The sequence below is a fragment of the Streptococcus dentasini genome, from assembly GCF_053206945.1.
The window spans coordinates 1-25,544 of the sequence record NZ_JBRUHS010000019.1; the positions used below are offsets into that span (position 1 = coordinate 1).

A 25,544-nucleotide genomic window follows, 5' to 3' on the forward strand; every position below is an offset into this window, starting at 1 on the left:
TCATTCCGGGTAACCGCTCGGATGAGCTGTTTGAGTATAACTTCTATGATGACTATGACCAAACAGGCGATCAGTACACCGGTCAGTATAAGGTCTATGCCAAGTCTGACATCACCCTGAAAGATGGGACTGTGATCGCAGCGGGAACGGATGTGACCGGTCATACGGAGGCAGAGGTCAATGAAGCTGAGGGGCTCATTATCATCGCATTTAAGGAAGCCTTCTTGCGTTCGGTTTCGCTGGACTCTAGTTTCCAAGCTGAAAGCTATATCCAGATGAAGCGGATAGCGGTTGGCACCTTTGAGAACACGTATATCAATACGATTAACGGCGTGACCTACAGTTCGAATACGGTTAAGACGACAACGCCGGAGGATCCAGCCGATCCTACGCCGCCGGCACCGAATCGTAACCGTCTGCCGCTAACGGTGAGCTATTACCTTGAGGACGCAACATCGCAGCCAGCAAAAGCCAGCCTTTTGCCACAGACTGGCAGCAAGGACAGTGCTTATCTGCCGCTCTTAGGCTTGAGTGCGATTTTAGCTAGTCTTGGTTTGGCAGGGATGCGCCGTAAGAAGGAAGCATAATCAAAACAAAGAAGCAGACATAGTCTCTGCTTCTTATTTTTTAGGTTCCATTAGCAGCTTTGGCAGCTGCCTTTTATTAGAAGTGGCTAGAGTTTAAACATTTTTCTATATAGAAACTATCATTTTTACCCATAACGTGGTATACTAAATAGGTTGCACTAAAGTGCAATTATTATATATTACAGGTTTTATAAGACAGCCTCGCACTGTCTTTAGAAAGAGAATTTAAGTGAAATTTACAGAATTACATTTAGCAGAAGATATTCTGCAAGCCGTTGACAAAGCAGGTTTTGTCGAGCCTTCTCCTATCCAGGAACTGACGATTCCTTTGGCCCTCGAGGGCAAGGATGTCATCGGTCAAGCACAGACAGGAACAGGTAAGACAGCTGCTTTTGGTTTGCCCACCCTCAATAAAATTGATGCTGAAAATAAAGCGATTCAAGCTTTAGTTATTGCGCCAACGCGTGAATTAGCGGTACAGAGTCAGGAAGAGCTCTTCCGCTTTGGCCGTGAAAAAGGTGTCAAGGTCCGTTCTGTTTACGGGGGATCTAGCATTGAGAAACAAATTAAAGCCCTGCGTTCAGGTGCCCATATTGTCGTTGGTACACCGGGACGTCTGCTGGACTTGATCAAACGTCGGGCTCTTAAGCTCAATACGGTTGAGACCTTGATTCTTGACGAAGCTGACGAAATGCTCAATATGGGGTTCCTTGAGGATATCGAGGCTATTATCAGCCATGTTCCTGAAGAACGTCAAACTCTTCTCTTTTCAGCTACCATGCCTGATGCCATCAAGCGTATCGGTGTGAAATTTATGAAAGAGCCTGAGCACGTTAAAATTGCTGCTAAAGAATTGACCAGCGACAAGGTCGAACAATTTTATATCCGAGTTAAGGAACAGGAAAAGTTCGATACGATGACCCGCCTTATTGACGTTGATCAGCCGGAATTATCTATTGTTTTTGGTCGTACCAAACGTCGTGTTGATGAATTAACCCGCGGGTTAAAGCTGCGTGGCTATCGCGCAGAAGGTATTCATGGTGATTTAGATCAGAACAAGCGCCTGCGAGTTATCCGCGATTTTAAAAACGATAACCTTGATATCCTAGTTGCAACCGATGTGGCTGCCCGTGGACTGGATATCTCAGGTGTGACCCATGTTTATAACTATGATATCCCACAGGATCCTGAAAGCTATGTCCATCGCATTGGGCGGACAGGTCGTGCCGGTAAGTCAGGTCAGTCCATCACCTTTGTGTCACCAAATGAAATGGGCTATCTGTCTATCATTGAAAAATTGACGAACAAGCGTATGAAGGGACTAAAACCGGCTACAGCCGAGGAGGCCTTTCAAGCAAAAAAACGTGTGGCTCTTAAAAAGATTGAGCGCGATTTTGCGGATGAAGCGGTTCGAACTAACTTTGAAAAATTTAAGGGTGACGCTGTTAAATTAGCAACAGAATTTTCACCAGAAGAGCTGGCTCTCTATATCCTTAGCCTCACCGTGCAGGATCCTGAGACGATGCCAGAGGTCGAAATTAGTCGTGAAAAACCACTACCTTTTAAATCGTCTGGTAGTCATAAGGGCAAGGGCGGTCGCGGTAATAATAATTATCGCAGTGGCGGTAGAGATCGTTATCGTCGGGATAACAATGGTCGACGCGACTTTAAGCGGGTCTCCAATAAAAATCGTAAAGACTTCGAAAAAAAGGACAATAAACGTCCCCACCGCACTTCAAGTGAAAAGAAAAATGGCTTCGTTATCCGCAATAAAGGTGACAGATAAGTCCATTTGTTTCTTCTTGTATAATTAAAAGGCAACCTCAGCCATTGTGTACATGTATGCACAGCTGAGGGACCTTTTTATTTTTTGCCCACTCTCTTGAAAGTTTTTAAGAAGTAATTGAGAGAACCTTTAAATATTATTAAAATAATCTGGAAGCGTTTACAAAATAGTTACAAATAAGTATAATATAGGCGTAGAAGGTTATAACTTTTTAAAGATATTAATAGGGAGGTGATCTCTATGCCATCGCGTCATGATTTACATCATTCCAAAAAACAAAACTCATTTTGGAAATGGGGAGGCACACTTTTAGGTCTGGTTTTGATAGCTTTAATCGCCTTTATTCTCATCAATCAATCCACGACTACAACGCATAGTAGCCAAAAGGCAAGGAGCCCTCAAAGTTCTATACGTCATAAATCATCAAGTCATTTGGCAAAGAAGCCTAAGAACAAGAGTAGTTCAGTATCTAGCTCCAGCCAATCAGGTACCAATGATAGTAATAACAATCAGTCTTCTAGTCAGAATCAGAGCCATATTATTTCCAGTGATCTAGTAGGTACCTGGCAGGGTCAGACTCCTGTCAGCAATTATGCAGTTACCATGACCTTCCAAGAAAATGGTCAGGTTGATGTGACGATTGACCAAACCGCTCTCAGTCTTACAGTTGGCAGTTTGAGAGAAATTTCACCTGGTCTATACCTCTACCAAGATATCAGTCCTGCTGATCAGGCTAACTACTTGTTACCGGGTGCTGAACTCGGTGGCACTGGTGGCCCAGTCAAGTTTGGCTATGGGGTATCCGTCAATGGTGATACCATTAAGCCTGTCTTCTGGCAGGTTCAACCAGACCAAGATTTTACAGCCGACAACATGTCCAAAGAAGCCGGCTACCACGGAGTATTCACTCTCAGTCGTAGCCAATAGAAACTTCACTGGGCATGTTAACATAGAAAAAGCGAGGTAGATTTTCTGAGTAATCTGCCTCGTTTTGCGTTTACAGGATAATTTAGCTAAAGAAGTGAATGAGAATACCACCTAATATCAGAATAATAGCCCCGCCGAGCCGGTTGGCCATCTGGGCGAAGGCAATCATTTCCATACGGTCAGCAGCTGAGAGGACAGCGATATTGCCAGTCCCCCCCATTGAATTATTAATCATACCTGCACCGATGGCTGTTTCGACTGGATAGAGACCAAAGATTTTACCGAGGAACCAGCTGGCCAGTCCCATGGCGATTACCGAAGTTAAGCTTAGGATAAGGAATTGCCAAGTCATGGCCTGTGCTAGTTTGGATAGGTCCATCATAGCCAAACCGATACCAGCCAAAACAGCATGGGTTAAGTTGGTCATGACGACTTGGTTGAACATAACAACACAGTCTTGAAGTGCTTTTGGTACGGCATCAGTTGCTTTCAAGATAAAGACAATGATGATCATAAAGGCGTAACTGTGGATCTTTGGAATAAAGGCGTTGAGGATAACACCGATGAGAAACAATCCAAAGGCAAGCATGAGGCCAACGCCAATCTTAGTGGCATCAAGCCTTAATTTTGGTTTTTCAAGCTCTTCCTTATTAACTTCGATCAGAACACCATGACCGTTGTACTTGGTATTGACGAAAGCTTTAGCAAGAAAGATAGCCCCGATAATGGCAAATAGGTTACCCAGAGTCGTTGCGGGGGCCAACTGATTAAGGATTTGACCGGCAGGGACATGGAGTTGGCTGGCATAGATTTTAGAAAGCGGTACGATACCAGCTCCCATACCTCCAGCCATCTGAGCCATAGAGATATAAAGTACAGAGTGACCAAAGCCTTGACCAAGGAGGGCTCCCATAGTACCTGTAGCGAAGAAACCAATGACCATAGTAGCGAGTGAGATGGGGATGAAGCGAGCCGAAGCCTTAACCAAGAGATTGCGGTTCATGCCTAGGATAGCTCCACAGATCAAGGCAGCAATATAGAAGTCTAGAAAGCCCCAATCTTGCATAAAAGTCCCCGTAGCCTCAACCAGATCCTTAGGCATGATATGAAGACTGTTAAGCAGGGCAGCCGCAATCAAGGTAAAAACAGAACCACCACCGAGGTAGGTGTTAAAAATAGGCAATTTTTCCCCACAGAAGTAGAAGAGGTGCCCTAAAAGGATGAGCATGAAGGTAATTCCTAACATATTAAACGGAAGTTTCCCCATCCAGATGGTAATAGCTAAAATGATGATCAAGCCCATATAGAGGGGGAGACCAAGACCAGAGATCTTAATATCATTAAGTTTTTTCATGATCGCTGAAAGCCTCCAATATTAATATTCTGGGTACCATTTGAGGTCACGGACAGCCTTAGCCATATCAGTTTCCCTTGCTTGGGCCAAGCCCTGTTCTTGCGCTTTTTTGGCAACGGCTTCAGCTACCTTAATAGAAACATCAGCTACATACTTAAATGGTGGAAGAACAGGTGCCCCTGGCTGACCCGGATCGACCAAACCGCTGAGTGAGTGGGCTGCGGCCCCAATCATTTCATCAGTCAAGAGCTTGGCTTCTGAGGCTAACATACCAAGTCCGAGACCTGGATAAATCAGGGCATTATTAGCTTGACCGATTTGATAATCGACACCCTTGTAGGAAACAGTGCCGGAAGGAACACCTGTTGCTACGAAGGCCTTACCATCAGACCATTCAATCACTTGCTCAGCAGTTGCTTCCAATTTTTTAGTTGGATTAGAGATTGGGAAGATAACCGGACGTTCGGTATTTTGACGCATAGCTTGGACAACTTCCTTGGTGAAGGCACCAGCATCAGTAGAGGTACCAACCAAGATTGTTGATTTGACAGTTTTGATAACATCAAGGAGACTGGTCATATCACCAGCATTTTCAAAGTCCGCACGTTTCTTAGCAAATGGTTTTTGGGCAGGTGTCAAATCTTCCATATCATCGAAGAGAAGACCTTGCTGGTCGATCATGAAGAAATGTTTGTAGGCTTCCTCTTCTGATAATCCTTCGCTGACCATTTCAGCATGAACTCGAGAAGCGATACCAGCACCGGCAGAACCGCCACCGTAGCAGAGGTAGACTTGGTCAGTGAGTTTTTCGCCAGTGATATCAAGGGCACCGAAGATACCGCCGAGAACAACAATACCAGTACCTTGAATATCATCATTGAAAGTTGGAATATCATTCTTGTAGCGGTTCAAGATGTCAGCCGCAGTTGAGCGCCCGAAATCTTCCCAGTGAAGGTAGAGTTTAGGAAAGAGTTTTTCTGCAGTTTGAACAAATTGGTCGATAAATTTATCATATTGTTGGCCACGGATCCGTTTGTGACGGTTACCGAGGTACATTGGATCGTCCAACAGTTCTTGGCGGTTGGTACCAGCGTCGATAACCAAAGGCATTACGGATGATGGGTCAATACCAGCAGCGGCGGTGTAGACCATCAATTTACCAACAGAGATATCTACCCCTTGGACGCCCCAGTCACCGATACCAAGGATTCCTTCAGCATCTGTTGCTACAATCAAACGAATATCGCGGTCGCCGGCTGCATTTTTCAAGGTTTCTTCAATATTTTCAGGGTGGTTAATATCAAGGTAGGCCGCGTATTGAGGATCAACAAAAAGTTGGCTGTAATTTTCAATGGTATCTGCAATTGTGGGATCATAAACAATAGGATTAAACTCTACGATATGCTGATTGAACAAATAGTAAAAAAGGGTGCGATTGGTATTGAAAATTTCCATCAAAAAGAGACGTTTTTCTAGATCTGATGGTTTTTGCAGGTAGTGCTGGTAAGCTTGATCTGCCTGTTCTTCAATGGTTTGTACGTAAGGTGGTAAGAGACCAATCAGACCGTGTTCCTTACGTTCTTCCATAGTGAAGGCAGTTCCCTTATTCAAAAAGGGATTGTTTAAAATATCGTGTGCTTGCATTTTATTCTCCTCTATAATAAGTCGTATTACTCGCAAAGAGCGACCTTATTATAGGTTTAGCGTCTTCTTATAGTCAACTGCCTGCCTTATCATAAATTTTATTTATAAGACTGGCGTTTGTGGTACAATGATGACAATATAAGGGAGGTCCTGTATGAATATCAGGGATTTAGAATATTTTCAAGAGTTATCGAGGCTAAATTCATTTACAGCGGTTGCCCAGTCTTTTAAGGTTAGTCAACCCACTATCACCTACGCTATTAAGCGTTTAGAGCGTCAGTTTGACTGTGAGCTTTTTGTTAAAGATCCTTCCCACCGCTCAGTTGTTTTAACCTATCAAGGAGAGATTCTAGCTAGGCATATTGAAGCCATTCTAGCGGAACTGGCCGTTTCACAAAAAGAGATAGACCGCGCCAATCATCAAGAAGTTAAGGTCGGCTTCCCGCCAATTATCAGAGCGCGAATTCTATCACAGCTTATCCACAAGGGAGTAGATCTCAGTTTTATGTCTAGCATGCAAATTCTGGGCGGCGGATCTGTTGACCTGCTCCAGCAGTTGGTGGCTGGCGACTTGGATTTCAGCTTTATCGGCAGTCTGCACCCTTTAGATCATCCTAAATTGATAACGAAGGAACTTTATCAACGTCCCTTTTATATTGTTGTATCTGAAAAACATCCCCTAGCTAAAAAGCGGTCGGTCTCCTTTGGTGAGGTATTAAATGAACCCTTTCTTATCTTGGATGAAGGCCATACGCACTTAGAAGCCTTTAATCATCTGAATGACAAATACCAGCAACGCGCCAATATCTTTTTGAAATTGAGTGAGATTTCTATTATCGGACAGATGGTTGGAGAAAATCTTGGCATTACTCTCTTGACTGACTTCCTTCCCTTTTCAGAATTGGAAGGCTTGGTCAAAATCCCTCTTACCGATGATGATAATGTCAGCTTTCATGTCAGCTATGCCTACTCAAAAAGTACAGTTTTATCTCCATTAATTGAGCATTTGATTGAGTTGTTAGGGAAAGTTAAGTAGATAGTAAAAGGGAGTGGGATCAACCTAAAAATTGAAAATTTTGGCTCTCACCACGTCTTGATTTTAAAGTGGTGACCTGAAATGGTCGCTTTCCAGAGCGTTTTTGACACTTGCTTTGCAAGCTTCATTTCCCGATTAAAAAGGTTTCCCAGACCTTTTTAACCCACCCCCGCACAGCTCAAAAGGAGTGGAGGAACTTTTGAGATTGGAAATAGAGCTTGGGGAAAAAGTCCTAAACGTGATTCTTTTGTGCAGTAATAAACAATTGACGCAGTGGTTGATTGGAAGTCCTTATCTCTTGCCTTGCAAGTGATAGGTCAAACAGTCTGGGAGACTGTTTGAGAAAACCAAGATCAACGGTTCGGAGGTGGGAGTGAAATTCTCCGATGGAGGATTTCTACCTGAACTTTAAAATAAGAAAGCGAGGAAAATCAATTTCTTCGAAATACTGATTTCTATCCCATTCTCTTAGTTTTTCTGCTTTAGCCTTGCGGCAAAAGGGAAATCAGCCCGCAGCGGTTCATTGGTGCTAAAGCACATAATGACCTTAGGGGTAAGACTTCTTGGCCTAGCCAACAAGTCTTACTCCCAACCACTGCGCCCAGAGTTTATTCCAAAACAAAGATACTGAACAAGTCTTGCCCAGTATCTTTGTTTTATAGATGCAATATGCGTGAACTTATCGGTTATGGCAACCTGTTAGTTAGCTAGGGTGCCATCAGAATTAAAAATATACTCCTGCCCATTGATCGTTTGATTGCCAGTCACCCCTCTACCATCAGCACCAAAGTAATAAGTGTTTCCATCCACTTCAACAAAGCGATTCGTTACGGCCTTACCACTTTCATCGAAGTAATAAAAATCACTGGTAAAGGTAGTTGTTGATGGATTTTTGTAGTAAGCTTTTTCAGGTGTATGGCTGTAGACACTACCAGATGGAGCATAAAGACGGTAGAAGACCAGTTGATTTGATTTTGCAGGATAGTTTGTGACAGTACCAAGGCCATTTTGATCAAAGTGATAGGTTACCCCATCAATAGTGATATCGGAGTTTGTCTTAGTTTCGCCACTGTCAGCATCAAGGTAATAACGCTCTCCCTTGAGCGTAGAAGTCAATTTACCTTTGACTTGGGTACCATCTTCAGTGAAATAGTAAGTTTTTCCATCGATGGTTTGCAAGCCAGTAAGAGCCCTTCCGTCTTTACCAAAGTATTTGTAAACGTCGCCTATTTGGACAAATTGATTGCTAACGGCACTGCCATCTTTACCGAAATAAAGACGGTAGCTATTATCATGGTTATCATACTTATTTGTTGGGATATGGTAGTGAGGTTGACCATTTGCTTCAAACCAGACCTCACCATGGTACATAACATTGTCGTTGCCTGTTACTTTCGCTGGGGCATTATACTGCCATTCTTTAACAGTACCAAAATAGTAGGTCTTTCCATCGATTTCTTGAAGACCAGAAGCTAATTTACCATCAGCATCCACATAGTAAGTCTGACCATCTTGCTCTACCCATTGGTTTTTGACTTCTGTATTTTCAGTCAAAATGCCATGTTTATCAGGAGTATAAGCTTTACCGTTATAAACAGAGACTAGCGGTAGAGAGTCGTAAGAATTAGTGGTAGCTGAAGTAGGCCTATAAACATTTCTAACGATAAGATAGCCATTTTCAGTGAAATGATAGAGTTTACCGTCGATTTCTTTGAAACCCTTCACAGCCTTACCATCAGCATCAAAGTACATGGTGTAGGTAAGGCTGGGTCCTACTGGGGCATAATTAAAGTTGGCATATCCCCAGCCATTTTTGACCTTGATACCGGTGTCTTTATCATAGTAACTAACCGAATCATCCTCATTACGGAGAGTCTTCCCCTTATACTCCTGACCAGTGCTAGAAAAGTAATACTCATTGCCATCGATGATTTGTTTACCAGTGACACGAGCACCGTCAGCACCGTAATAAACCCACTTGTCTTCTGGGCTCCTTCGAGGGAAACTAATCACCTCAGCCAGTCGGAAACGGTTTTTCCACATGTGACCGTTATCTTGGTCGAAATAATAGGTCTTATCATTAATTTGAACATCAACGCCTTTGGCTTGCTTCCCATCCTCATAGAAGTAGTGAGGGGCACCGTCGATGTCTTTAAGCCCTGTAACATTTTGACCGTTTTGATCAGCATAATACCAATTGCCTTGGTCGTCAGAGTGGAAACCAGTTACAGCTGCTTTGTCAGCCTCAGCTACTACTTGTAGATCTGATGAAGCCTGAGCTTGAGGTGCAGTTGATTCAAAATTTTCTGATAGAGCAGGTTGCTCAGCCGTTTCTTCTACAGGAGCAACAGTAGTAGTGTCAGCTTGGACGGGCTCAGAAGTTGCTAATGGTGATGATATAACTGCAGTATTTTGATGATCTGTAGCAGCTGGTGTTTCAGTCGCATTAGCTATTGAGCCGGTCTCAGTAGCAGGGGGTGTCGTACTTTGTACAGGATTTGGGGTGGTGACTTGCTCGGCCGTAGCAGCTACTTCATCGGCAGAGACTCGCCCTTCAGTTGCTGCTAGTAGACCCATACCAGTTAACAAACTAGCACTGGATACAGCAATAGTTACCCACTGTTTTTTGACCTTGTGGAGTTTGTAATGTAATTTTCTTTCCATTTGACTTTCCTTAAAAAGTGATAATTTTACTGGTTAAAAATTATTTAAAACAATAACCCTTAACTTCAAACAATTTTAACATTTCCCGACTCTTTTTACAATGGTTTAAGTTATTATTTAGCATAGAATAATTGATTTTGATGGATAAAAATGGGAACGGGATAGACTGCCATAATTTCGAAGAATTTGATTTCGTCGTCCATCTCCGTCCAGCTCAAAAGGCTTGTGGGACCTTTTGAGGTCGGAAATAAGCACCTGTTCATCACATTTATTTAGGCTGACCGCTACCACTTGTGTGGTACTTTAACAGTCCAGTGAATTGTTTGTTTAATGTGGACGCTTAAAAACTAAGAAGCGCCAGTTACAGAAAACCAATCAGCAGTAGTCCATTGGACTATGTATGAGTAAGGCTAAGCAGGCCTAGCCAACAAGCCTTACTCCTAACAACCATGTCAATCTGGTAAATCTAGAACAATACAAAATAACAAAATTAAGTGTTGCTTTTATGTATTGTTTTGAAGTTATTAAATCACAAAAAAAGACAATAGCCTTAAAATGACTACTGTTTTAAAAATAGTTCTTGTCTAAAACCCTGATAGGCTTGACAAATGGTAGAAAAAAGGCAGAACGGTTGTCCTAGCCTTCAGCCGTGGTATTATTATTTTTAGTTGGCAATGAGTAACTTGCCTTATCTTTCATGTTCTTTGATATAAGCTATCTTTTGCTGACGGGTTTTATTTTTAAATTTAGCCTCAGCACTCATAGCCGCATTTTTATGATTGAAGGTTTCCGAGTAGATAAGTTTAACAGGGAGACGGGACTTGGTGTATTTAGCGCCTTTACCAGCATTATGAGTTGCAATTCGCTTGTCCAAGTCAGTAGTGTAGCCGGTGTAGAGACTGCCGTCAGCACATTCCAACACATACATATAAGCCTTGTGATCCTTACCGAAGTAAATGTCATGAATCTCATCAGTGTAGTCACCATTATCTTTATGGACAATGAGTGGCGGTAGGAACTTCATACCATCGATAGAGCCATCCTTAATAGCTTCAACCAAAAGCATATTAGCTTCCTTATTAGCCTTGGGGTAGACAAATTGGATCCGTTTGGGAGCTAGTTTGTACTTTTGCAAGGTATCCATGATTTCAAGGAAGCGGTCTGGTCGGTGAACAAGAGTTAGTTTACCTTTAGTCTTGAGAGCTTGCTGGCTGATATGACAGATGTCATCTAGGGTGATTGCAATCTCGTGGCGGGCCAGAAGATAGTGCTGACTGGCATTTTTCTTAGACGTTTTAGTTGCCTTGAAATAGGGAGGATTACAGAGGATAAGATCGACTTTGGAGCGAGGAGCATGATCCATGAGATTTTTTAAGTCATCATTAATCATGGTGACCTGCTCAGTTAGCCCATTGAGTTCAATTGAACGCTGTCCCATATCAGCCAGTCGCTCTTGGAGTTCAATTTCTAGGATCTTGGCTTTAGTTTGAGTTGAAGCAAAGAGACCGACAGCGCCGTTGCCGCTGCAGAGATCAACGATCAAACCTTTAGACGGGAACTTTGGGAAGCGTGACAGCAAGACACTATCGACAGAGTAGCTGAAGACTTCCTCGTTTTGGATAATTTTAACATCGGTAGAAAAGAGCTGATCAATGCGCTCTCCCTTAAGCAGATTTTTCTTGGTCATGGAAATCATTATAGCATGATTTAGGAATGAAAAATAGTAGGTCTTGTCATAGGTCAGTGATCGTCTTGGGAAAATAGCAAAATTGGCTTAGCTATTCAGAAGAAGAAGCAAAGTGATAATTATCAGAAAGATTGTTGTTTATTTTCAAACGATGACTATTTGTGTTAAAAATTACAAATTCACTCTAATTTTCCTTGCATAAGTAAATTTTAAGCGCTACAATGACTGCGTAATTTTTTAAAAAGAGAACTTTCTATGAACACAGTAAGTTTGGATTCGATGGCTTTTGATAATTTTGAGGTGGCGGATATGTCTGTTCTTTCAGGTACTGAAGGTGGCAGTCCGCTCGGTGGAATCATAGTTGGCGCTGGATTAGGATTTGTAGGAGCTATGAAGGGAGCTACAGAAGGTGCTGAAGGCGGAGCCGCTCTTAGCTTTATACCAGTAGTTGGACCATATATGGAAATGGGTTGTGCAATTGGCGGAGCTGTTTTAGGCGGTATTGGTGGCGCCTATACTGGTTATAAAGTTGGAGATAAGTTGTTCTAATAACACAAACTACAAAGAGGTATCTCTTACATGAAAGAACTAATTATTGCTCTTCTTTGGATTTTCTTTATATATACTGCAAGTGCGTTTTCAAAAAAGTTTGATACAAAACCCGCTAAAATAATTGCTTTTTTTGTTAATATCTTAGCTTCTATCTTCGTAATAGTCTATTTTCTTTTTTTCAGTAAGTAGTAGAATTTTAGATAAGATAGCTTATCTCTTGGGTACAGAAATTTTGAAAAGGGAGATAAGATAGCAAATTTAGAAGGTGAATTTAATGGATTTGGATTTGCAACTTCATCTCTTGATGAATGGAGGTTGCACTTGGAGCAATAACTGCTGCTACTCCTGTCGGAGCGGCTCTTTGTATGGCTGGTGCCGCCGCATATTATGCATTCGAAGAATAACTAGGGGAACTGATATGTTGTTTAATACTAAGTTTAGAAGATGGTATACGCTATTCCTATTTCTAGTAGTAGCTATAATATGGACGATGGCCTTTTGGTCCTATAGTAAACTGTTTGCAGCTTTATCTTTTATCGTAATTACGGCTGTCAATCTTCTTGCTTTTTTTGGAGTAAAGGGTTCAAATTAACTAACGTCAATAATTTTGTACTTTATAAATTAGTTATGAAGTCCATCCTTTTGACTCTTTGTCAACTGTAATAGGTGTCGAATAAGTTAAACACGAGAGAGGATCGTAGCTCTCTCGTATTGTCTTTCTTAAGTTTTTAGGCGGTAAGTTAAAATGAATAGCTGCCGGGTCGTTTTACTATTCAAAACAAGAAGAATTTTGTCTTAATTTAGAGTTATTAAAATGGCGAAGGAATAGGACTGGATCCTTTTGGAGCTATTGCAGGTGGTGCTACTGAGGGAGTGAGTGGTGCGGTTGCCGGCGGAATTGGTGGAGGAGTGAATTATTTACTGAATTGTTGGGGGTAATATGGAATATTGCATTACGGGAGCTATTACAGCACTAGTTGTCATAATAATTATACAATTGATGAATTGGAAAAAACCAAAATAACTTGTTGTGAAGATTAGTTTTGACGACCTCAAGATAGCTAATTATCTGCACAAGAAAGCTAATGATAAGGTACTTGGAATCTAGTGGGAAGCTGGGTTCCTTTTTTGCTTATTGTTCTTAGTCTTGCTGATGTTCTGACCTTCCTTGCTTTCTTGATTTTTAAGGGAATTTGCTTTAAAATAAAAGAGCTGAAAAATGAATAATGACAAGCGATGGTTAACAGCTTGCCTAGGAGATAGATCATGTCAACAAGTATTAAAAAACGTCCAGAGGTCTTGTCACCTGCAGGGACTTTGGAAAAATTAAAAGTAGCCGTTCTCTACGGGGCTGATGCGGTCTTTGTCGGCGGCCAGCAGTATGGACTGCGCAGTCGTGCTGGGAATTTTAGCATGGAGGATATGCAAGAAGGCATCAATTTTGCTCATGAACATGGGGCCAAGGTCTATGTGGCCGCTAATATGGTAACCCATGAAGGCAATGAACAAGGAGCCGGCGACTGGTTCCGCCAGCTGCGTGATATGGGCCTCGATGCCGTTATCGTATCGGATCCGGCCTTGATCGAGATCTGTGCGACAGAAGCGCCGGGTCTGGATATTCACCTGTCGACCCAAGCGTCGGCTACCAATGTCGAAACCTTTAAGTTCTGGAGCAATTACGGCCTGACTCGTGTCGTCTTGGCGCGTGAGGTTAATATGGAAGAACTGGCTGAGATTCGCCGCCGTACCGATGTTGAAATCGAAGCCTTCGTTCACGGTGCTATGTGCATTTCTTATTCAGGTCGCTGTACTTTATCTAATCACATGAGCCACCGCGATGCCAACCGCGGCGGTTGTTCACAGTCCTGCCGCTGGAAATACGATCTCTACGATATGCCATTTGGTCAGGAGCGTCGCAGCCTCAAGGGGGAAATTCCTGAAGAGTACTCTATGTCAGCGGTTGATATGTGCATGATTGAACATATTCCTGACATGATTGAAAATGGCGTTGATAGCTTAAAGATTGAAGGCCGGATGAAATCGATCCATTACGTTTCAACTGTAACAAACTGCTATAAGGCCGCGGTAGATGCCTATATGGAGAGTCCAGCAAAATTCGAAGCTATCAAGGATGATTTGATTGATGAACTCTGGAAGGTTGCCCAACGTGAATTGGCAACGGGCTTCTACTACAGTACCCCTACAGAAAATGAGCAGCTCTTCGGTGCTCGCCGCAAGATTCCTCAATATAAATTTATCGCTGAGGTTGTTTCCTTTAATGAAAAAACGATGACAGCTACCATTCGTCAGCGTAATGTTATCAAGGAAGGGGATCATGTTGAATTTTACGGTCCAGGTTTCCGCCATTTTGAAACCAATATCGAAGATCTCCACGATGCTGAGGGAAATAAAATTGATCGGGCACCAAATCCAATGGAACTTTTGACTATCACGGTTCCTCAAGCAGTTCAGCCGGGTGATATGGTTCGTGCCTGCAAGGAAGGTCTCGTCAATCTCTATAAGGAAGACGGCAGCAGCCAAACAGTTAGGGCCTGATTTTTGAAAAACTTTTACGAATAAACAATCAGGAGGAAGAGCAAAGATGGCAGAATTTACATTTGAAATTGAAGAAAAACTTTTGGTCCTCTCTGAAAATGATAAGGGTTGGACCAAGGAACTTAATCGCGTTAGCTTTAATGGTGCTCCGGCTAAGTATGATATTCGTGCGTGGAGCCCTGATCATACTAAAATGGGTAAGGGTATCACTCTGACCAACGAAGAATTTCAAGTTCTTGTTGACGCTTTTAAAAATTAAATAGGATTAGGGTTGCTGCTTTGCTTGTAGAGCGAAGGGCTGACCCTAGTTTTTTTTATTAGGGAAGCTTAAAGGCGGTAACTTCTATCATATTTGCCTTTTAGTCAGAGGGTGGGACTCAATCAGTAAATCGTGGTAAAATCACGATTTTGATTTTCCTCGCTCTCTTATTTTAAGGCTCAGGCCTCTGCCACTTTCCTGTTTTTAGGTGGCAGGCTTTGGCAGTTTATCCCCAGACTGCCAAACTCCACTGGAGCATTTTGACACTTGCTTTACAAGCTTTATTTCTCAATTAAAAAGGTCTACTAGACCTTTTTAACCCACCTCCGCATAGCTCAAAAGGTCTGGGAGACCTTTTGAGGTTGGGGATAAGATGAACATCGTTCATCATATTAGATAACCTCCAACAGTTCCCCAAACTGTTGGAGCTATCACTTGGGTAGTAGTTAAACAGCCCAGTGGACTATTTAAGGGAGCGCCTAAGATAGGAAAGCGCCCCAAGATAAGAACCGCCAATCAGCAGGGGTTCATTGGAGCTAAAGCACCTAATGAACTGTGCAGGGGTAAGACTTCTTGGCATAGCCAACAAGTCTTACCCCCAACCACTGCGTCAATCTGATAAATCTAGGATAATGCTAACAGGTATGGACTTTTGTCCCAGACTCATCTTAGGCTAAAAATTTTTTCGCCACTAGGCTGACCTTTGCAGTATTAGCTTGACAAAGCTTTCTGAAAGAGGTTACAATATGAGAAAATAAGTGTGGGGATTGTTTTACCGATTTCCGCATGGAATATTTTTGAGTAAGGATTAGCAGTCTTGTCATTAAGGAGTCAGATGAGAGAGTTTGAAGATGATTATAGACGGGCCATCGGGAAAAGCGGAGTTCGAGGCTTGGGCGACCCACAGGTCAAAAAAGAATTGGAAGATAGGGTCTATCGTCTGCACGAGGCCTTGAGGGTATCCGAAGATGAAAACTCCCGTCATGAAATCCAGTTTCTTTTGGATCGCGCCAAGGGAGAGTACCAAAAGTATATTCTAGCAGAGAGGAAGATGGTGGCTATGATTCGACGTGATATGCGAGTGCAAGCAGAAGAAGAGCGTAAGAAAAAACGACAACTATTTATATTGATAGCAAGTATAGCTGGATTAGCGCTGGTTGTTCTCTTTGTTATCTTGCACATCAATGCGGCTAATCGAGCAGCTAAAAACGAGGCAGCAGCCAAGGCCGCTTTTCAACAGAAATCAGATGTAGCCAAGGATGCTAAGGAGGAAGCGGACAATAAGCTGGGAGACACAGAGCTTTTTCCTAAAAATCTCATTGGTACTTGGTCAGGCCAACAAGGAGGGGCCGAAATAACTCTGACTTTCAGCGAAGATGGTACTGTGACTGTCACGACTGAGCTCAGTGATGGGAGCTACACTGAAAATTCGGGAGTTGTTACATCAACGTTACCAGTTGATGATACGACCTTTAGAATCGTTGAGTATTCTGGAGTGGTTTCCCCCGAACAGTCCAACGGTACCGCAGTTTCTGAACTGGGCTATAAACTGGGTTCTGGTGGCAAGGAACTCTATCCGATTCTCTGGCAGTCCCAGGCAGGTCAGGCTATTGACTACAGCAAGTACACTTATGACGATAGCAATGTCCTTAAAAAGGAAGACTAAACCATATTAGCAAAAAGCCGGTGGTGTTTCCGCTGGCTTTTTGCGATTAATATTAGTGCTAATGTACTTTGAAGATAAATCCGATGAGGTGATGAGTCTTAGGCAGCTCAAAAGATCTCACAGACCTTTTGAGCTGGGAAGGGTAAGACCAACGGAGCTGATATCATAAAAATAAGGATCTATCATAAGATTCTCAAACGCTATGAAAGTGTCCAGTAAAAGCTGTATCTATTTCATAGCTCCCTTCTTTAAAATTTGGTATAATATAAACTAACACTTATTACAAATTAAAAGAATGGAGGTAGGCTGGTGGCGGATTATCTGTCGGTCAGTTCCCTGACTAAATATTTAAAACTTAAGTTTGACTGCGACCCCTATTTAGAGAGAGTCTACCTGACTGGTCAAGTATCCAATTTCCGCAAGCGTCCCACTCATCAATATTTCTCTCTTAAGGATGAGAATGCTGTTATTCAGGCTACTATGTGGGCTGGTGTCTTCCGTAAGCTGGGTTTTGATTTAGAAGAGGGAATGAAAATCAATGTTGTCGGCCGCGTTCAGCTCTATGCTCCTAATGGAACTTACTCTATTGTTATCGAAAGAGCCGAGCCTGATGGCATTGGTGCTTTGGCTGTCCAGTTTGAACAGCTAAAAAAGAAGTTGACTCAGGCGGGCTACTTTGCAGCTGAGCATAAGCAAGCCCTCCCACAGTTTGTTAAGAAAATTGGTGTCATCACAAGTCCCAGCGGTGCTGTGATTCGTGACATTATTACGACTATCCGCCGGCGTTTCCCAGGTGTTGCCGTTTTACTTTTTCCTACAAAAGTTCAAGGAGAAGGCAGCGCGCAGGAAGTAGCCGATAATATCGCTAAGGCTAATCAGAGAGAAGACCTAGACTTACTAATTGTTGGACGTGGTGGCGGTTCTATTGAGGACCTCTGGGCTTTCAATGAGGAGATTGTTGTTCAGGCTATTTTTGAATCCCGACTGCCAGTCATCTCAAGTGTCGGACATGAGACAGACACCACCCTCGCCGACTATGTGGCTGATCACAGAGCGGCAACACCGACAGCAGCAGCTGAATTGGCTACCCCTGTCACCAAGGCTGATGTTCTTTCTTGGCTTCAAGAAGCGAGTCATCGTGCCTATCAAGCAGTACAGCGTCGCATTAAACAGCAGGAAGACAGGTTTTTGCAGGTCAGCCGCTCGGTTATTTTTCGCCAGCCTGAGCGACTTTATGATGCTCACAGTCAAAAACTGGATCGTTTGCGAGAGCAGTTGTTCAACTTAACACGCAGCTATTTGAGGCAGAATCAGCAGGAGCAACTCCTGTTGGCTCATCGCTTAAACAGCTTGGATTTGCGAGGTCAGTTGGAGCGATTTCAGGATCGCCTCAATCAGCAAGAGCGCTTGCTGAAATCTAATATGGCCAATCAATATGACAGTAAGTTGGCTCGTTTTGAAAAGGCTCAGGAGGCACTCTTATCGCTAGATACTAGCCGAATCGTTGCAAGAGGCTATGCTATTGTGCAAAAAAATGGCAGACCGATTACCAGCGTTAAAGAGGCAGCGATAGGAATGGCTCTGAACTTAGAGATGAAAGATGGGGAACTAGAAGTAGAGGTAAAAAATGCCAAGCAAAAAGAAGACATTTGAAGAAAATTTACAGGAATTAGAAGCGATTGTTACCAAGCTGGAAAATGGTGATGTTCCTCTGGAAAAGGCGATTGCAGAATTTCAAAAAGGGATGACGCTCTCAAAAGATTTACAAAAAACCTTGTCTGAGGCAGAGGAAACGCTTGTTAAGGTCATGCAGACTGATGGTTCCGAAGTAGAAATGGATAGCGATGACTAAGCTCCAAAAGATTGATCAGGCTATTCGTAGCTATTATGAGCGTGAGTCGGTTGCTGATAAACTAATAGAAGCTATTTTTTACTCCATTGATGCTGGCGGCAAGCGGATTCGTCCCTCGATGCTGCTGGACATTATTGAAGGTTTCGGTATTGAGCTGAAAACCTGCCACTATCAGGTTGCTGCAGCTTTGGAGATGATTCATACGGGTAGTCTGATTCACGATGATCTACCTGCTATGGATAATGATGATTATCGACGCGGACGTCTCACCAACCATAGGCAGTTTGACGAAGCCACAGCTATCCTAGCTGGCGACAGTCTCTTTTTAGATTCTTATGGTTTATTAGCGCAGGCTGATTTACCAGAGGATATGGCTATCGCCTTGATTAAAAATCTATCTCAAGCTTCTGGCACCTTCGGTATGGTGGGCGGTCAGATGCTGGATATTGAGGGTGAAGGCCAGCAGCTCAAATTAGAGGAACTATCGGCTATTCATCGTAACAAAACAGGGAAGCTTCTTGCTTATCCTTTTAAAGCCGCTGCCATTCTTGCTAACCAAGACGACGCGACTCAGGAGCAGTGTGAACAGGCTGGGATTCTAGTTGGTATGGCCTTTCAAATCAGGGATGATATTTTAGATGTGACAGCAAGTTTTGAAGACTTAGGCAAAACGCCTCAGAAGGACTTGATAGCTGAAAAATCAACCTACCCAAGCCTGCTCGGCCTAGATAGATCTTACCATCTCTTGGAGGAATCCCTCAACCAAGCTATTGCTATTTTGCAAGAACTAAAAGTTAGTAAGGGATTTGTTCCGGATAAAATTATAAGGATGATAGAAAGGTTGCGGTTGCATGCCTAAGGAACGAGTAGATGTACTAGCCTATAAACAGGGTCTCTTTGCTACCCGAGAGCAGGCTAAACGCGGCGTTATGGCAGGTCTGGTCGTCGCTGTGTCAGATGGTCAGCGCTTTGATAAACCCGGCGAGAAGATTTCTGATGATATTGAACTTAGGTTGAAAGGCGAAGTCCTTAAATATGTTAGCCGCGGTGGTCTTAAGCTGGAAAAGGCTTTAGAGATTTTTGATATCGCAGTTGAGGGACTCATAACCCTAGATATAGGTGCGTCAACTGGCGGTTTTACTGATGTTATGCTGCAAAATGGGGCTAAACTGGTCTATGCAGTAGATGTTGGTACTAACCAGCTCGTTTGGAAACTTAGACAGGACCAGCGTGTTATTAGTATGGAGCAGTATAATTTCCGCTACGCTAAATCCGACGATTTTAGTCGCGGCTTGCCTAGTTTTGCTAGTATTGATGTTAGCTTTATTTCGCTCAGTCTTATTTTACCGCCCTTAGCTGCCTTGCTCTCACAAGGCTGCCGCCTTGTTGCCCTAGTTAAACCGCAGTTTGAAGCAGGGCGCCGACAGGTTGGTAAAAATGGCATTATCAAGGATCCAGCTGTCCATCAGAAAGTTTTAGAAACTGTGGCTGCCTTTGCTGTCGATTTCGGATTTACAGTTAGGGGGCTGGATTTTTCTCCCATTCAAGGTGGTCATGGCAATATTGAATTTTTAATGGATCTGGAGCGCTCACAAAAACCTGAAAATCTAGCAGCTGATGCCATCTTACCAACAGTAGAAAAAGCACACGAGGAATTTAAAAAGAATGAAGAAGCATGAACGTTTAGAACTACTGCGACAAATTGTTTTAGAAAATGAAATTGAAACCCAACATGACCTTGTTGCCATGTTGGAAGCTCATGGTCTCAAATCTACTCAAGCAACGATTTCCCGCGATATCAACAATCTTGGCATTGTTAAAGTACCTAGTAAATCAGGTAAATATGTTTACGGCCTGTCTAAAGAATCGGCCAGAAAATTGATGACCCCCTTGCAGCAGGCTTGCGAATCCATTATTAGTCTGTCCGATAATATCGCAGGCTTAGAGCAGATGATCAGTATTTCTGCTGTACCGGGCAATACGCGTTACCTTAAGCGGCTTTTGCTGCAGGAGTATGGTGAAGAGATTTTTAGTATTATTGCTGATGACGATAGTATCTTAATCGTGTTGAAATCAGCTGGATTTGCTGCTGCTCTGCGCCAGAATTTAACAGCTTGGATAAAACAACACCATTGATTGAGGAGACTTATGCTAATAGAAATTTCCATAAAAAATTTTGCTATTATTGAGGAAATTTCCCTCAATTTTGACAATGGTATGACGGTTTTAACAGGTGAAACAGGCGCCGGAAAATCTATTATTATCGATGCAATGAATATGATGCTGGGAGCTAGAGCTAATACCGAAGTTATTCGTCACGGTGCAGCTAAGGCTGAGATCGAAGGTTTTTTTACCCTTCAGGATAACCCAGCACTCAGTCAGGTTTTGAACGATAATGGTATTGAATTGGGGGATGAGCTGATTATCAGGCGGGAAATTCTTCAGAATGGTCGCAGTATCAGCCGCATCAATGGCCAAATGGTTAACCTATCAACCTTACGGTCTATCGGGCAATATTTGGTTGATATCCACGGTCAGCACGATCAAGAAGAACTGATGAAGGCTGCTCAGCATATTAGGCTTCTGGATGAATTCGGAGATGAAGATTTCTTTGTTATAAAAAAATCTTATCAGTCTAGTTTTGATGCCTACAGGAAGCTGCGTAAACGAGTTCTCGAAAAGCAGAAAAACGAAGAGGAGCACAAGGCTCGTATCGAGATGCTAGAGTTTCAGATAGCGGAGATCGAAGCAGCTGATCTTAAATCTGGTGAAGATAATAAACTCAATCAGGAGCGTGACAAGCTGCTTAATCACAAACATATTGCTGATACTCTAACCAATGCCTTTGCCATGCTCGATAATGAAGATTTCTCAAGCCTAGCTAATGTGCGTTCAGCTATGAATGATCTGCTGGCGCTAGAAGAATATGATCCAGATTACAAAGACCTGTCAGCTAATCTTTCAGAATCCTATTATGCCCTAGAAGATGTAACCAAGCGCCTAGCGGATATTATAGATGGCCTTGATTTTGATGGAAATCGTCTCAATGCAGTCGATGATCGACTTAATATCATCCACACCATAACGCGTAAATACGGTGGCAGTGTTGACGATGTTTTAGATTATTTTGATACTATTACTAAGGAATATAACCATCTAACGGGCAATGACCTGCAATCTGATGATTTGGAGACAGACTTAAAAACTTTAGAAAAAGAACTGATCGCCTCAAGTCAACTTCTTAGTGAGAAGCGTCATGCTTTAGCAGCTGTGTTAGAAACTGATATTAAACAAGAATTGATGGATCTCTACATGGACAAGGCCGATTTCCAAGTCCAATTTAGTAAGGGAAAATTTAGTCGTGAAGGCAATGAGCAGGTTGAATTTTATATTTCAACTAATCCAGGGGAAGAGTTTAAACCACTGATCAAGGTTGCTTCAGGCGGGGAACTGTCCCGTTTAATGCTGGCAATCAAATCCGCCTTTGCTCGTAAAGAAGACAAAACCAGTATCGTTTTTGATGAGGTTGATACTGGAGTTTCAGGACGCGTAGCGCAAGCCATTGCTCAGAAAATTTATAAGATTGGAAGCCATGGCCAAGTTTTAGCTATTTCTCACCTACCGCAGGTTATTGCAGCAGCAGATTACCAATTCTTTATTGAAAAAGAAAGTAAAGAAGAATCGACTGTTTCGACTGTTCGTTTGTTAACAACTAAGGAGCGTGTTGAGGAGATTGCCAAGATGTTAGCCGGCGATCAGCTAACCAAAGCAGCCTTAGCACAAGCCCAAGAGCTATTGCAAAACCGATAAGACAATAAAAATTAGAGTTTGGTGTTTCATTACCATCTCTAATTTTTTTGTATTGGTAAAAAATATTTTAATACTACTTGTCAAATTAAGAAGGAGATAGTATAATAAATTTTGCATTTATGGGAGAAGAATTTTATGCCAAAATAGTATTTAAATACTATTGTTTTGCAGCCTAGTTTTTAAGCTGCAAAGCTAGGTATCCATTGGGGGTGGCAGAGAAATGATAGATAAATTGAATAGTATGAGAAGAGGGAACAAGAATTCATCAACAAATTTACGTTTTGATATTCAGCTGGCCTTGCTGATTATAGGAGGGATTTTGATTGCCTTCGCCTTGGGAGCCATAGAGCAACAGGTTAGTTCTGACACGTCAACATCTGAACAGCCCGTAGCCCAGACAACTGGGGAAATTTTACCCTTAGACATTGATGGTGTCTTGAACGGTGATTATTCTTCCGTTGTAGGAACATGGAAGAGTGGCACTGGCACCAGCATTACCTTTGATACTGCGGGAGAAGTAACCTATAAGACTAAAAAGGGGAAGGTTAGTAAGGGGATTCTCTATAATGCTCGACTTCTAGATGGGCGCTTAGAAGCTCAATTTGAGACCAAAAACGGCGAGGTTGTCAGTATCTTCTTAGTGCCAGCAGGGATACCGACCAAATACACTGGGGCCACCTATCAGTCTGATGCTGTACTGGTTAATAGCGAGACAGCAGATGACGATCATCCATTTTATCGCTAATATAGTAGTAACGGTTTGTGCTGGGTCTATGGCTCAGCACTTTTTGTATATCGTTTTATTGGATTCTGGGCGGTGGGTTTCAGCTATTTGCTCTAAATGAAAAAGTTTCAGTAGCTCATCTGCTTAAAAGAATTTTTCTTTAGTGACCTCATCACCTCATTTCAGCAATTTATGGCTCGTCTGGAGCAGATCGGGGCTATTTGCGACAAAGCAAGAGTTTCAGACAGATCGTGTGCCTGTTTCAGGCTCTTTTTTTGCCTTCAACTCTTCACTCAATCTGTTCTGCTTTCTGTTATCAGCTGGATAATTTAGTTTTAATGCATAATTTTCATTTTTTACGAAAAAATATTGACAAATATTCATGTATCCTGTAAAATTATCACATATTTATTCATAGGAGGCGAATAAAATGAAGGTGGCTATCGTTGGTGTCTCAGGTTACAGTGGGTTGGAATTAGTGCGTTTGCTGGCTCAGCACAGTCAGGTTCAAGTGGTTTCTATTCATGCTACTAAGGAGGTTGGGGCCTTACTGTCAGATCTTTATCCTCACCTTAAAGGTATTTGTGACTTAGAAATACAACCCTTTGACGCTATGAATATTATGCAAAATACTGATCTTGTTTTTATGGCGACTCCCAGCGGCGTAGCTAAGGAGAGTTCAGCTGTCTTTGTGGAAAATGATTTTCCTGTTATTGATTTATCTGGCGATCATCGTCTATCTGCTGAAGACTACCAGAAATGGTATGGTAAGACGCCAGCGGCCTCCAAGGTTTTAGAGAAATTTACCTATTCTCTAGCTGAGTTTACGAATGCCGGTACCAATAAATTTATTTCAAACCCCGGCTGCTATGCAACGGCGACAGAGTTAGCCTTGATCCCTCTGCTCGGGTCTGATAAAGTTGATTTGGATTCAGTCATCGTGGATGCCAAGAGTGGCTTGACCGGAGCCGGAAAAAAATTGGCTGAGTCCAGTCATTTTGTTAATGTCCATGATAATTACGTGACTTATAAGCTCAATGAGCACCAGCATATTCCAGAAATTGTACAGGCGCTCAAAAAGTTTAATCCTAAGTTTGATCATATCCAGTTTTCAACATCGCTTCTTCCTATCAACCGTGGGATTATGGCGACCTGTTATGTCAGGATGTCGCAGCATGTAACAAAGGAGGAAATTCATCAGCTCTACCAAGCTACTTATGGTGATAAAGTGTTTGTCCGTCTGCAGCAGTCTCTGCCTAATTTGCACGATGTCTTAGGCTCTAATTTTACAGACATTGGCTTTGCCTATAATCCTGTAACAAAGATTTTAACAGTTGTATCAGTCCTTGATAATTTAGTCAAAGGTGCAGCTGGTCAGGCTGTTCAAAATATGAATCTAGCCTTTGGTTTTGCAGAAACGGATGGCCTTCTGTCAGGTCCAAGCTATTTATAAGAGTAAAATTTTAAAAATTGTTATCTTAGAATTGGAGAAAGTTGATTATGAAAATTATTGACGGTAATATTGCCAGTCCTCTTGGCTTTTCAGCCGATGGTCTGCATGCAGGTTTTAAGAAGAGAAAGCTAGATCTTGGATGGATTGTTTCGGAAACACCTGCCAGCGTTGCGGGTGTTTATACAACTAATAAAGTTATTGCTGCTCCTTTACTCGTTACGAAACAATCAGTCGACAGGATGAAACAAATGCAGGCTGTTGTTGTGAATTCCGGAGTTGCCAACTCCTGTACCGGCCTTCAAGGCATGGAAGATGCCTATGAAATGCAAAGCCTAGCTGCTCAAAAATTGGGGATCGAGGCTGATTTGGTTGGTATCGCTTCAACTGGCATTATCGGTGACCCGCTCCCGATGGAGACACTAAAAAAAGGCTTGTCTAAAATCGTTATCAATGGCAATGCTACTGATTTTGCCAGAGCTATTTTGACGACAGATACCAAAACTAAGACGGTTGCCGTAGCAGAAGACTTTGGTAAAGATGTAGTAACGATGGCTGGTGTTGCTAAGGGTTCAGGAATGATTCATCCTAATATGGCAACTATGCTGGCTTTTATTACTTGTGATGCTAATATTGCCAGTGCTACCTTGCAGCAAGCCCTATCACAAAAGGTAGAGACTACCTTTAATCAAATTACAGTTGATGGCGATACCTCTACTAACGATATGGTGCTTGTCCTTGCTAACGGCTGTGCCAAAAATAAAGAAATCCTGCCTGATACACCAGAGTTTGACCGCTTTGTAGCCATGCTTGAATACGTCATGGCCGACCTAGCTAAAAAGATTGCTCAGGATGGTGAAGGAGCCAGTAAGCTTATTCAGGTTGATGTTAAGGGAGCAGCCAGCGCTCTTGATGCACGGATGCTAGCTAAATCCGTCGTTGGTTCCAGCCTTGTCAAAACAGCTATCTTTGGTGAAGATCCCAATTGGG

General features: G+C 42.5%; 21 protein-coding genes. 17 read left to right on the top strand and 4 right to left on the bottom strand.

Annotated elements, in window-relative coordinates; all coding sequences use genetic code 11:
* From ACVR1G_RS10590 to ACVR1G_RS10600, 3 genes are all read left to right on the top strand, one after another.
* Positions 1–587 (top strand): LPXTG cell wall anchor domain-containing protein (locus ACVR1G_RS10590; RefSeq protein WP_447453130.1); only part of this gene is annotated, 587 nt, incomplete at its 5' end.
* Between the two features lie 229 nt (positions 588–816).
* The gene (cshA, locus tag ACVR1G_RS10595) at positions 817–2,373 is read left to right on the top strand and encodes a degradosome RNA helicase CshA (RefSeq protein ID WP_447453131.1); all 1,557 of its coding nucleotides are present in this window, start codon (positions 817–819) and stop codon (positions 2,371–2,373) included.
* Between the two features lie 675 nt (positions 2,374–3,048).
* The gene (locus ACVR1G_RS10600) at positions 3,049–3,300 is read left to right on the top strand and encodes a hypothetical protein (protein WP_447453150.1); all 252 of its coding nucleotides are present in this window, start codon (positions 3,049–3,051) and stop codon (positions 3,298–3,300) included.
* Between the two features lie 82 nt (positions 3,301–3,382).
* Here the strand turns inward: ACVR1G_RS10600 and ACVR1G_RS10605 are convergent, their stop codons facing one another.
* Together ACVR1G_RS10605 and ACVR1G_RS10610 are read right to left on the bottom strand one after the other, a co-directional pair.
* Complete coding sequence (locus ACVR1G_RS10605) at positions 3,383–4,654, bottom strand: 2-hydroxycarboxylate transporter family protein (protein ID WP_447453132.1); 1,272 nt, start codon at positions 4,652–4,654, stop codon at positions 3,383–3,385.
* A gap of 21 nt (positions 4,655–4,675) precedes the next feature.
* Positions 4,676–6,298 carry a malolactic enzyme gene (locus tag ACVR1G_RS10610; RefSeq protein ID WP_447453133.1) on the bottom strand — a complete coding sequence of 541 codons (1,623 nt, stop codon included), beginning with the start codon at positions 6,296–6,298 and terminating at the stop codon, positions 4,676–4,678.
* Positions 6,299–6,452: 154 nt separating this feature from the next.
* Between ACVR1G_RS10610 and ACVR1G_RS10615 the strand changes: the two genes are divergently transcribed.
* The gene (locus tag ACVR1G_RS10615; protein WP_447453134.1) at positions 6,453–7,334 is read left to right on the top strand and encodes a LysR family transcriptional regulator; all 882 of its coding nucleotides are present in this window, start codon (positions 6,453–6,455) and stop codon (positions 7,332–7,334) included.
* A 699-nt stretch (positions 7,335–8,033) separates the two neighbouring features.
* On the opposite strand, the gene ACVR1G_RS10620 is transcribed toward ACVR1G_RS10615, so the two are convergent.
* Positions 8,034–9,998 (bottom strand): KxYKxGKxW signal peptide domain-containing protein, encoded by a 1,965-nt coding sequence (locus tag ACVR1G_RS10620; RefSeq protein ID WP_447453135.1) that lies wholly within the window; start codon positions 9,996–9,998, stop codon positions 8,034–8,036.
* A 688-nt stretch (positions 9,999–10,686) separates the two neighbouring features.
* Positions 10,687–11,685 carry a GIY-YIG nuclease family protein gene (locus ACVR1G_RS10625; RefSeq protein WP_447453136.1) on the bottom strand — a complete coding sequence of 333 codons (999 nt, stop codon included), beginning with the start codon at positions 11,683–11,685 and terminating at the stop codon, positions 10,687–10,689.
* A 255-nt stretch (positions 11,686–11,940) separates the two neighbouring features.
* On the opposite strand from ACVR1G_RS10625, the gene ACVR1G_RS10630 reads away from it, so the two are divergent.
* The 13 genes from ACVR1G_RS10630 to argJ all read left to right on the top strand — a co-directional run.
* Positions 11,941–12,234 (top strand): hypothetical protein, encoded by a 294-nt coding sequence (locus ACVR1G_RS10630; protein ID WP_447453137.1) that lies wholly within the window; start codon positions 11,941–11,943, stop codon positions 12,232–12,234.
* Between the two features lie 1,269 nt (positions 12,235–13,503).
* Positions 13,504–14,793, top strand: a complete 1,290-nt coding sequence (locus ACVR1G_RS10635; protein ID WP_447453138.1) for a peptidase U32 family protein — start codon at positions 13,504–13,506, stop codon at positions 14,791–14,793.
* Between the two features lie 46 nt (positions 14,794–14,839).
* The gene (locus ACVR1G_RS10640; RefSeq protein WP_447453139.1) at positions 14,840–15,052 is read left to right on the top strand and encodes a YdbC family protein; all 213 of its coding nucleotides are present in this window, start codon (positions 14,840–14,842) and stop codon (positions 15,050–15,052) included.
* A gap of 835 nt (positions 15,053–15,887) precedes the next feature.
* Positions 15,888–16,718 (top strand): hypothetical protein, encoded by an 831-nt coding sequence (locus ACVR1G_RS10645; protein ID WP_447453140.1) that lies wholly within the window; start codon positions 15,888–15,890, stop codon positions 16,716–16,718.
* A gap of 309 nt (positions 16,719–17,027) precedes the next feature.
* Positions 17,028–18,371 carry an exodeoxyribonuclease VII large subunit gene (xseA, locus tag ACVR1G_RS10650; RefSeq protein WP_447453141.1) on the top strand — a complete coding sequence of 448 codons (1,344 nt, stop codon included), beginning with the start codon at positions 17,028–17,030 and terminating at the stop codon, positions 18,369–18,371.
* The gene (locus tag ACVR1G_RS10655) at positions 18,346–18,570 is read left to right on the top strand and encodes an exodeoxyribonuclease VII small subunit (RefSeq protein ID WP_447453142.1); all 225 of its coding nucleotides are present in this window, start codon (positions 18,346–18,348) and stop codon (positions 18,568–18,570) included. Before xseA ends, ACVR1G_RS10655 begins: the two co-directional genes overlap by 26 nt.
* Positions 18,563–19,429 (top strand): polyprenyl synthetase family protein, encoded by an 867-nt coding sequence (locus tag ACVR1G_RS10660; protein WP_447453143.1) that lies wholly within the window; start codon positions 18,563–18,565, stop codon positions 19,427–19,429. Before ACVR1G_RS10655 ends, ACVR1G_RS10660 begins: the two co-directional genes overlap by 8 nt.
* Positions 19,422–20,249, top strand: a complete 828-nt coding sequence (locus tag ACVR1G_RS10665) for a TlyA family RNA methyltransferase (RefSeq protein WP_447453144.1) — start codon at positions 19,422–19,424, stop codon at positions 20,247–20,249. Before ACVR1G_RS10660 ends, ACVR1G_RS10665 begins: the two co-directional genes overlap by 8 nt.
* Positions 20,236–20,706 carry an arginine repressor gene (locus tag ACVR1G_RS10670; protein WP_447453145.1) on the top strand — a complete coding sequence of 157 codons (471 nt, stop codon included), beginning with the start codon at positions 20,236–20,238 and terminating at the stop codon, positions 20,704–20,706. Before ACVR1G_RS10665 ends, ACVR1G_RS10670 begins: the two co-directional genes overlap by 14 nt.
* A 12-nt stretch (positions 20,707–20,718) precedes the next feature.
* The gene (recN, locus tag ACVR1G_RS10675) at positions 20,719–22,380 is read left to right on the top strand and encodes a DNA repair protein RecN (RefSeq protein WP_447453146.1); all 1,662 of its coding nucleotides are present in this window, start codon (positions 20,719–20,721) and stop codon (positions 22,378–22,380) included.
* Positions 22,381–22,600: 220 nt separating this feature from the next.
* Positions 22,601–23,125: a DUF6287 domain-containing protein gene (locus tag ACVR1G_RS10680; protein ID WP_447453147.1), complete on the top strand. Its 525-nt coding sequence runs from the start codon at positions 22,601–22,603 to the stop codon at positions 23,123–23,125.
* Positions 23,126–23,534: 409 nt separating this feature from the next.
* Positions 23,535–24,557 (top strand): N-acetyl-gamma-glutamyl-phosphate reductase, encoded by a 1,023-nt coding sequence (gene argC, locus ACVR1G_RS10685; protein WP_447453148.1) that lies wholly within the window; start codon positions 23,535–23,537, stop codon positions 24,555–24,557.
* A 47-nt stretch (positions 24,558–24,604) separates the two neighbouring features.
* The coding region (gene argJ / locus ACVR1G_RS10690; protein WP_447453149.1) for a bifunctional glutamate N-acetyltransferase/amino-acid acetyltransferase ArgJ at positions 24,605–25,544 on the top strand (940 nt) is incomplete at its 3' end.

Excerpts from the sequence above, each read along its gene's own strand:
- ACVR1G_RS10605 (WP_447453132.1), bottom strand. The coding sequence starts at position 4,654 with ATGAAAAAACTTAATGATATTAAGATCTCTGGTCTTGGTCTCCCCCTC.
- ACVR1G_RS10610 (WP_447453133.1), bottom strand. The coding sequence starts at position 6,298 with ATGCAAGCACACGATATTTTAAACAATCCCTTTTTGAATAAGGGAACT.
- ACVR1G_RS10615 (WP_447453134.1), top strand. The coding sequence starts at position 6,453 with ATGAATATCAGGGATTTAGAATATTTTCAAGAGTTATCGAGGCTAAAT.
- ACVR1G_RS10620 (WP_447453135.1), bottom strand. The coding sequence starts at position 9,998 with ATGGAAAGAAAATTACATTACAAACTCCACAAGGTCAAAAAACAGTGG.
- ACVR1G_RS10625 (WP_447453136.1), bottom strand. The coding sequence starts at position 11,685 with ATGACCAAGAAAAATCTGCTTAAGGGAGAGCGCATTGATCAGCTCTTT.
- ACVR1G_RS10630 (WP_447453137.1), top strand. The coding sequence starts at position 11,941 with ATGAACACAGTAAGTTTGGATTCGATGGCTTTTGATAATTTTGAGGTG.
- ACVR1G_RS10635 (WP_447453138.1), top strand. The coding sequence starts at position 13,504 with ATGTCAACAAGTATTAAAAAACGTCCAGAGGTCTTGTCACCTGCAGGG.
- ACVR1G_RS10640 (WP_447453139.1), top strand. The coding sequence starts at position 14,840 with ATGGCAGAATTTACATTTGAAATTGAAGAAAAACTTTTGGTCCTCTCT.
- ACVR1G_RS10645 (WP_447453140.1), top strand. The coding sequence starts at position 15,888 with ATGAGAGAGTTTGAAGATGATTATAGACGGGCCATCGGGAAAAGCGGA.
- ACVR1G_RS10655 (WP_447453142.1), top strand. The coding sequence starts at position 18,346 with ATGCCAAGCAAAAAGAAGACATTTGAAGAAAATTTACAGGAATTAGAA.
- ACVR1G_RS10660 (WP_447453143.1), top strand. The coding sequence starts at position 18,563 with ATGACTAAGCTCCAAAAGATTGATCAGGCTATTCGTAGCTATTATGAG.
- ACVR1G_RS10665 (WP_447453144.1), top strand. The coding sequence starts at position 19,422 with ATGCCTAAGGAACGAGTAGATGTACTAGCCTATAAACAGGGTCTCTTT.
- ACVR1G_RS10670 (WP_447453145.1), top strand. The coding sequence starts at position 20,236 with ATGAAGAAGCATGAACGTTTAGAACTACTGCGACAAATTGTTTTAGAA.
- recN (WP_447453146.1), top strand. The coding sequence starts at position 20,719 with ATGCTAATAGAAATTTCCATAAAAAATTTTGCTATTATTGAGGAAATT.
- ACVR1G_RS10680 (WP_447453147.1), top strand. The coding sequence starts at position 22,601 with ATGATAGATAAATTGAATAGTATGAGAAGAGGGAACAAGAATTCATCA.
- argC (WP_447453148.1), top strand. The coding sequence starts at position 23,535 with ATGAAGGTGGCTATCGTTGGTGTCTCAGGTTACAGTGGGTTGGAATTA.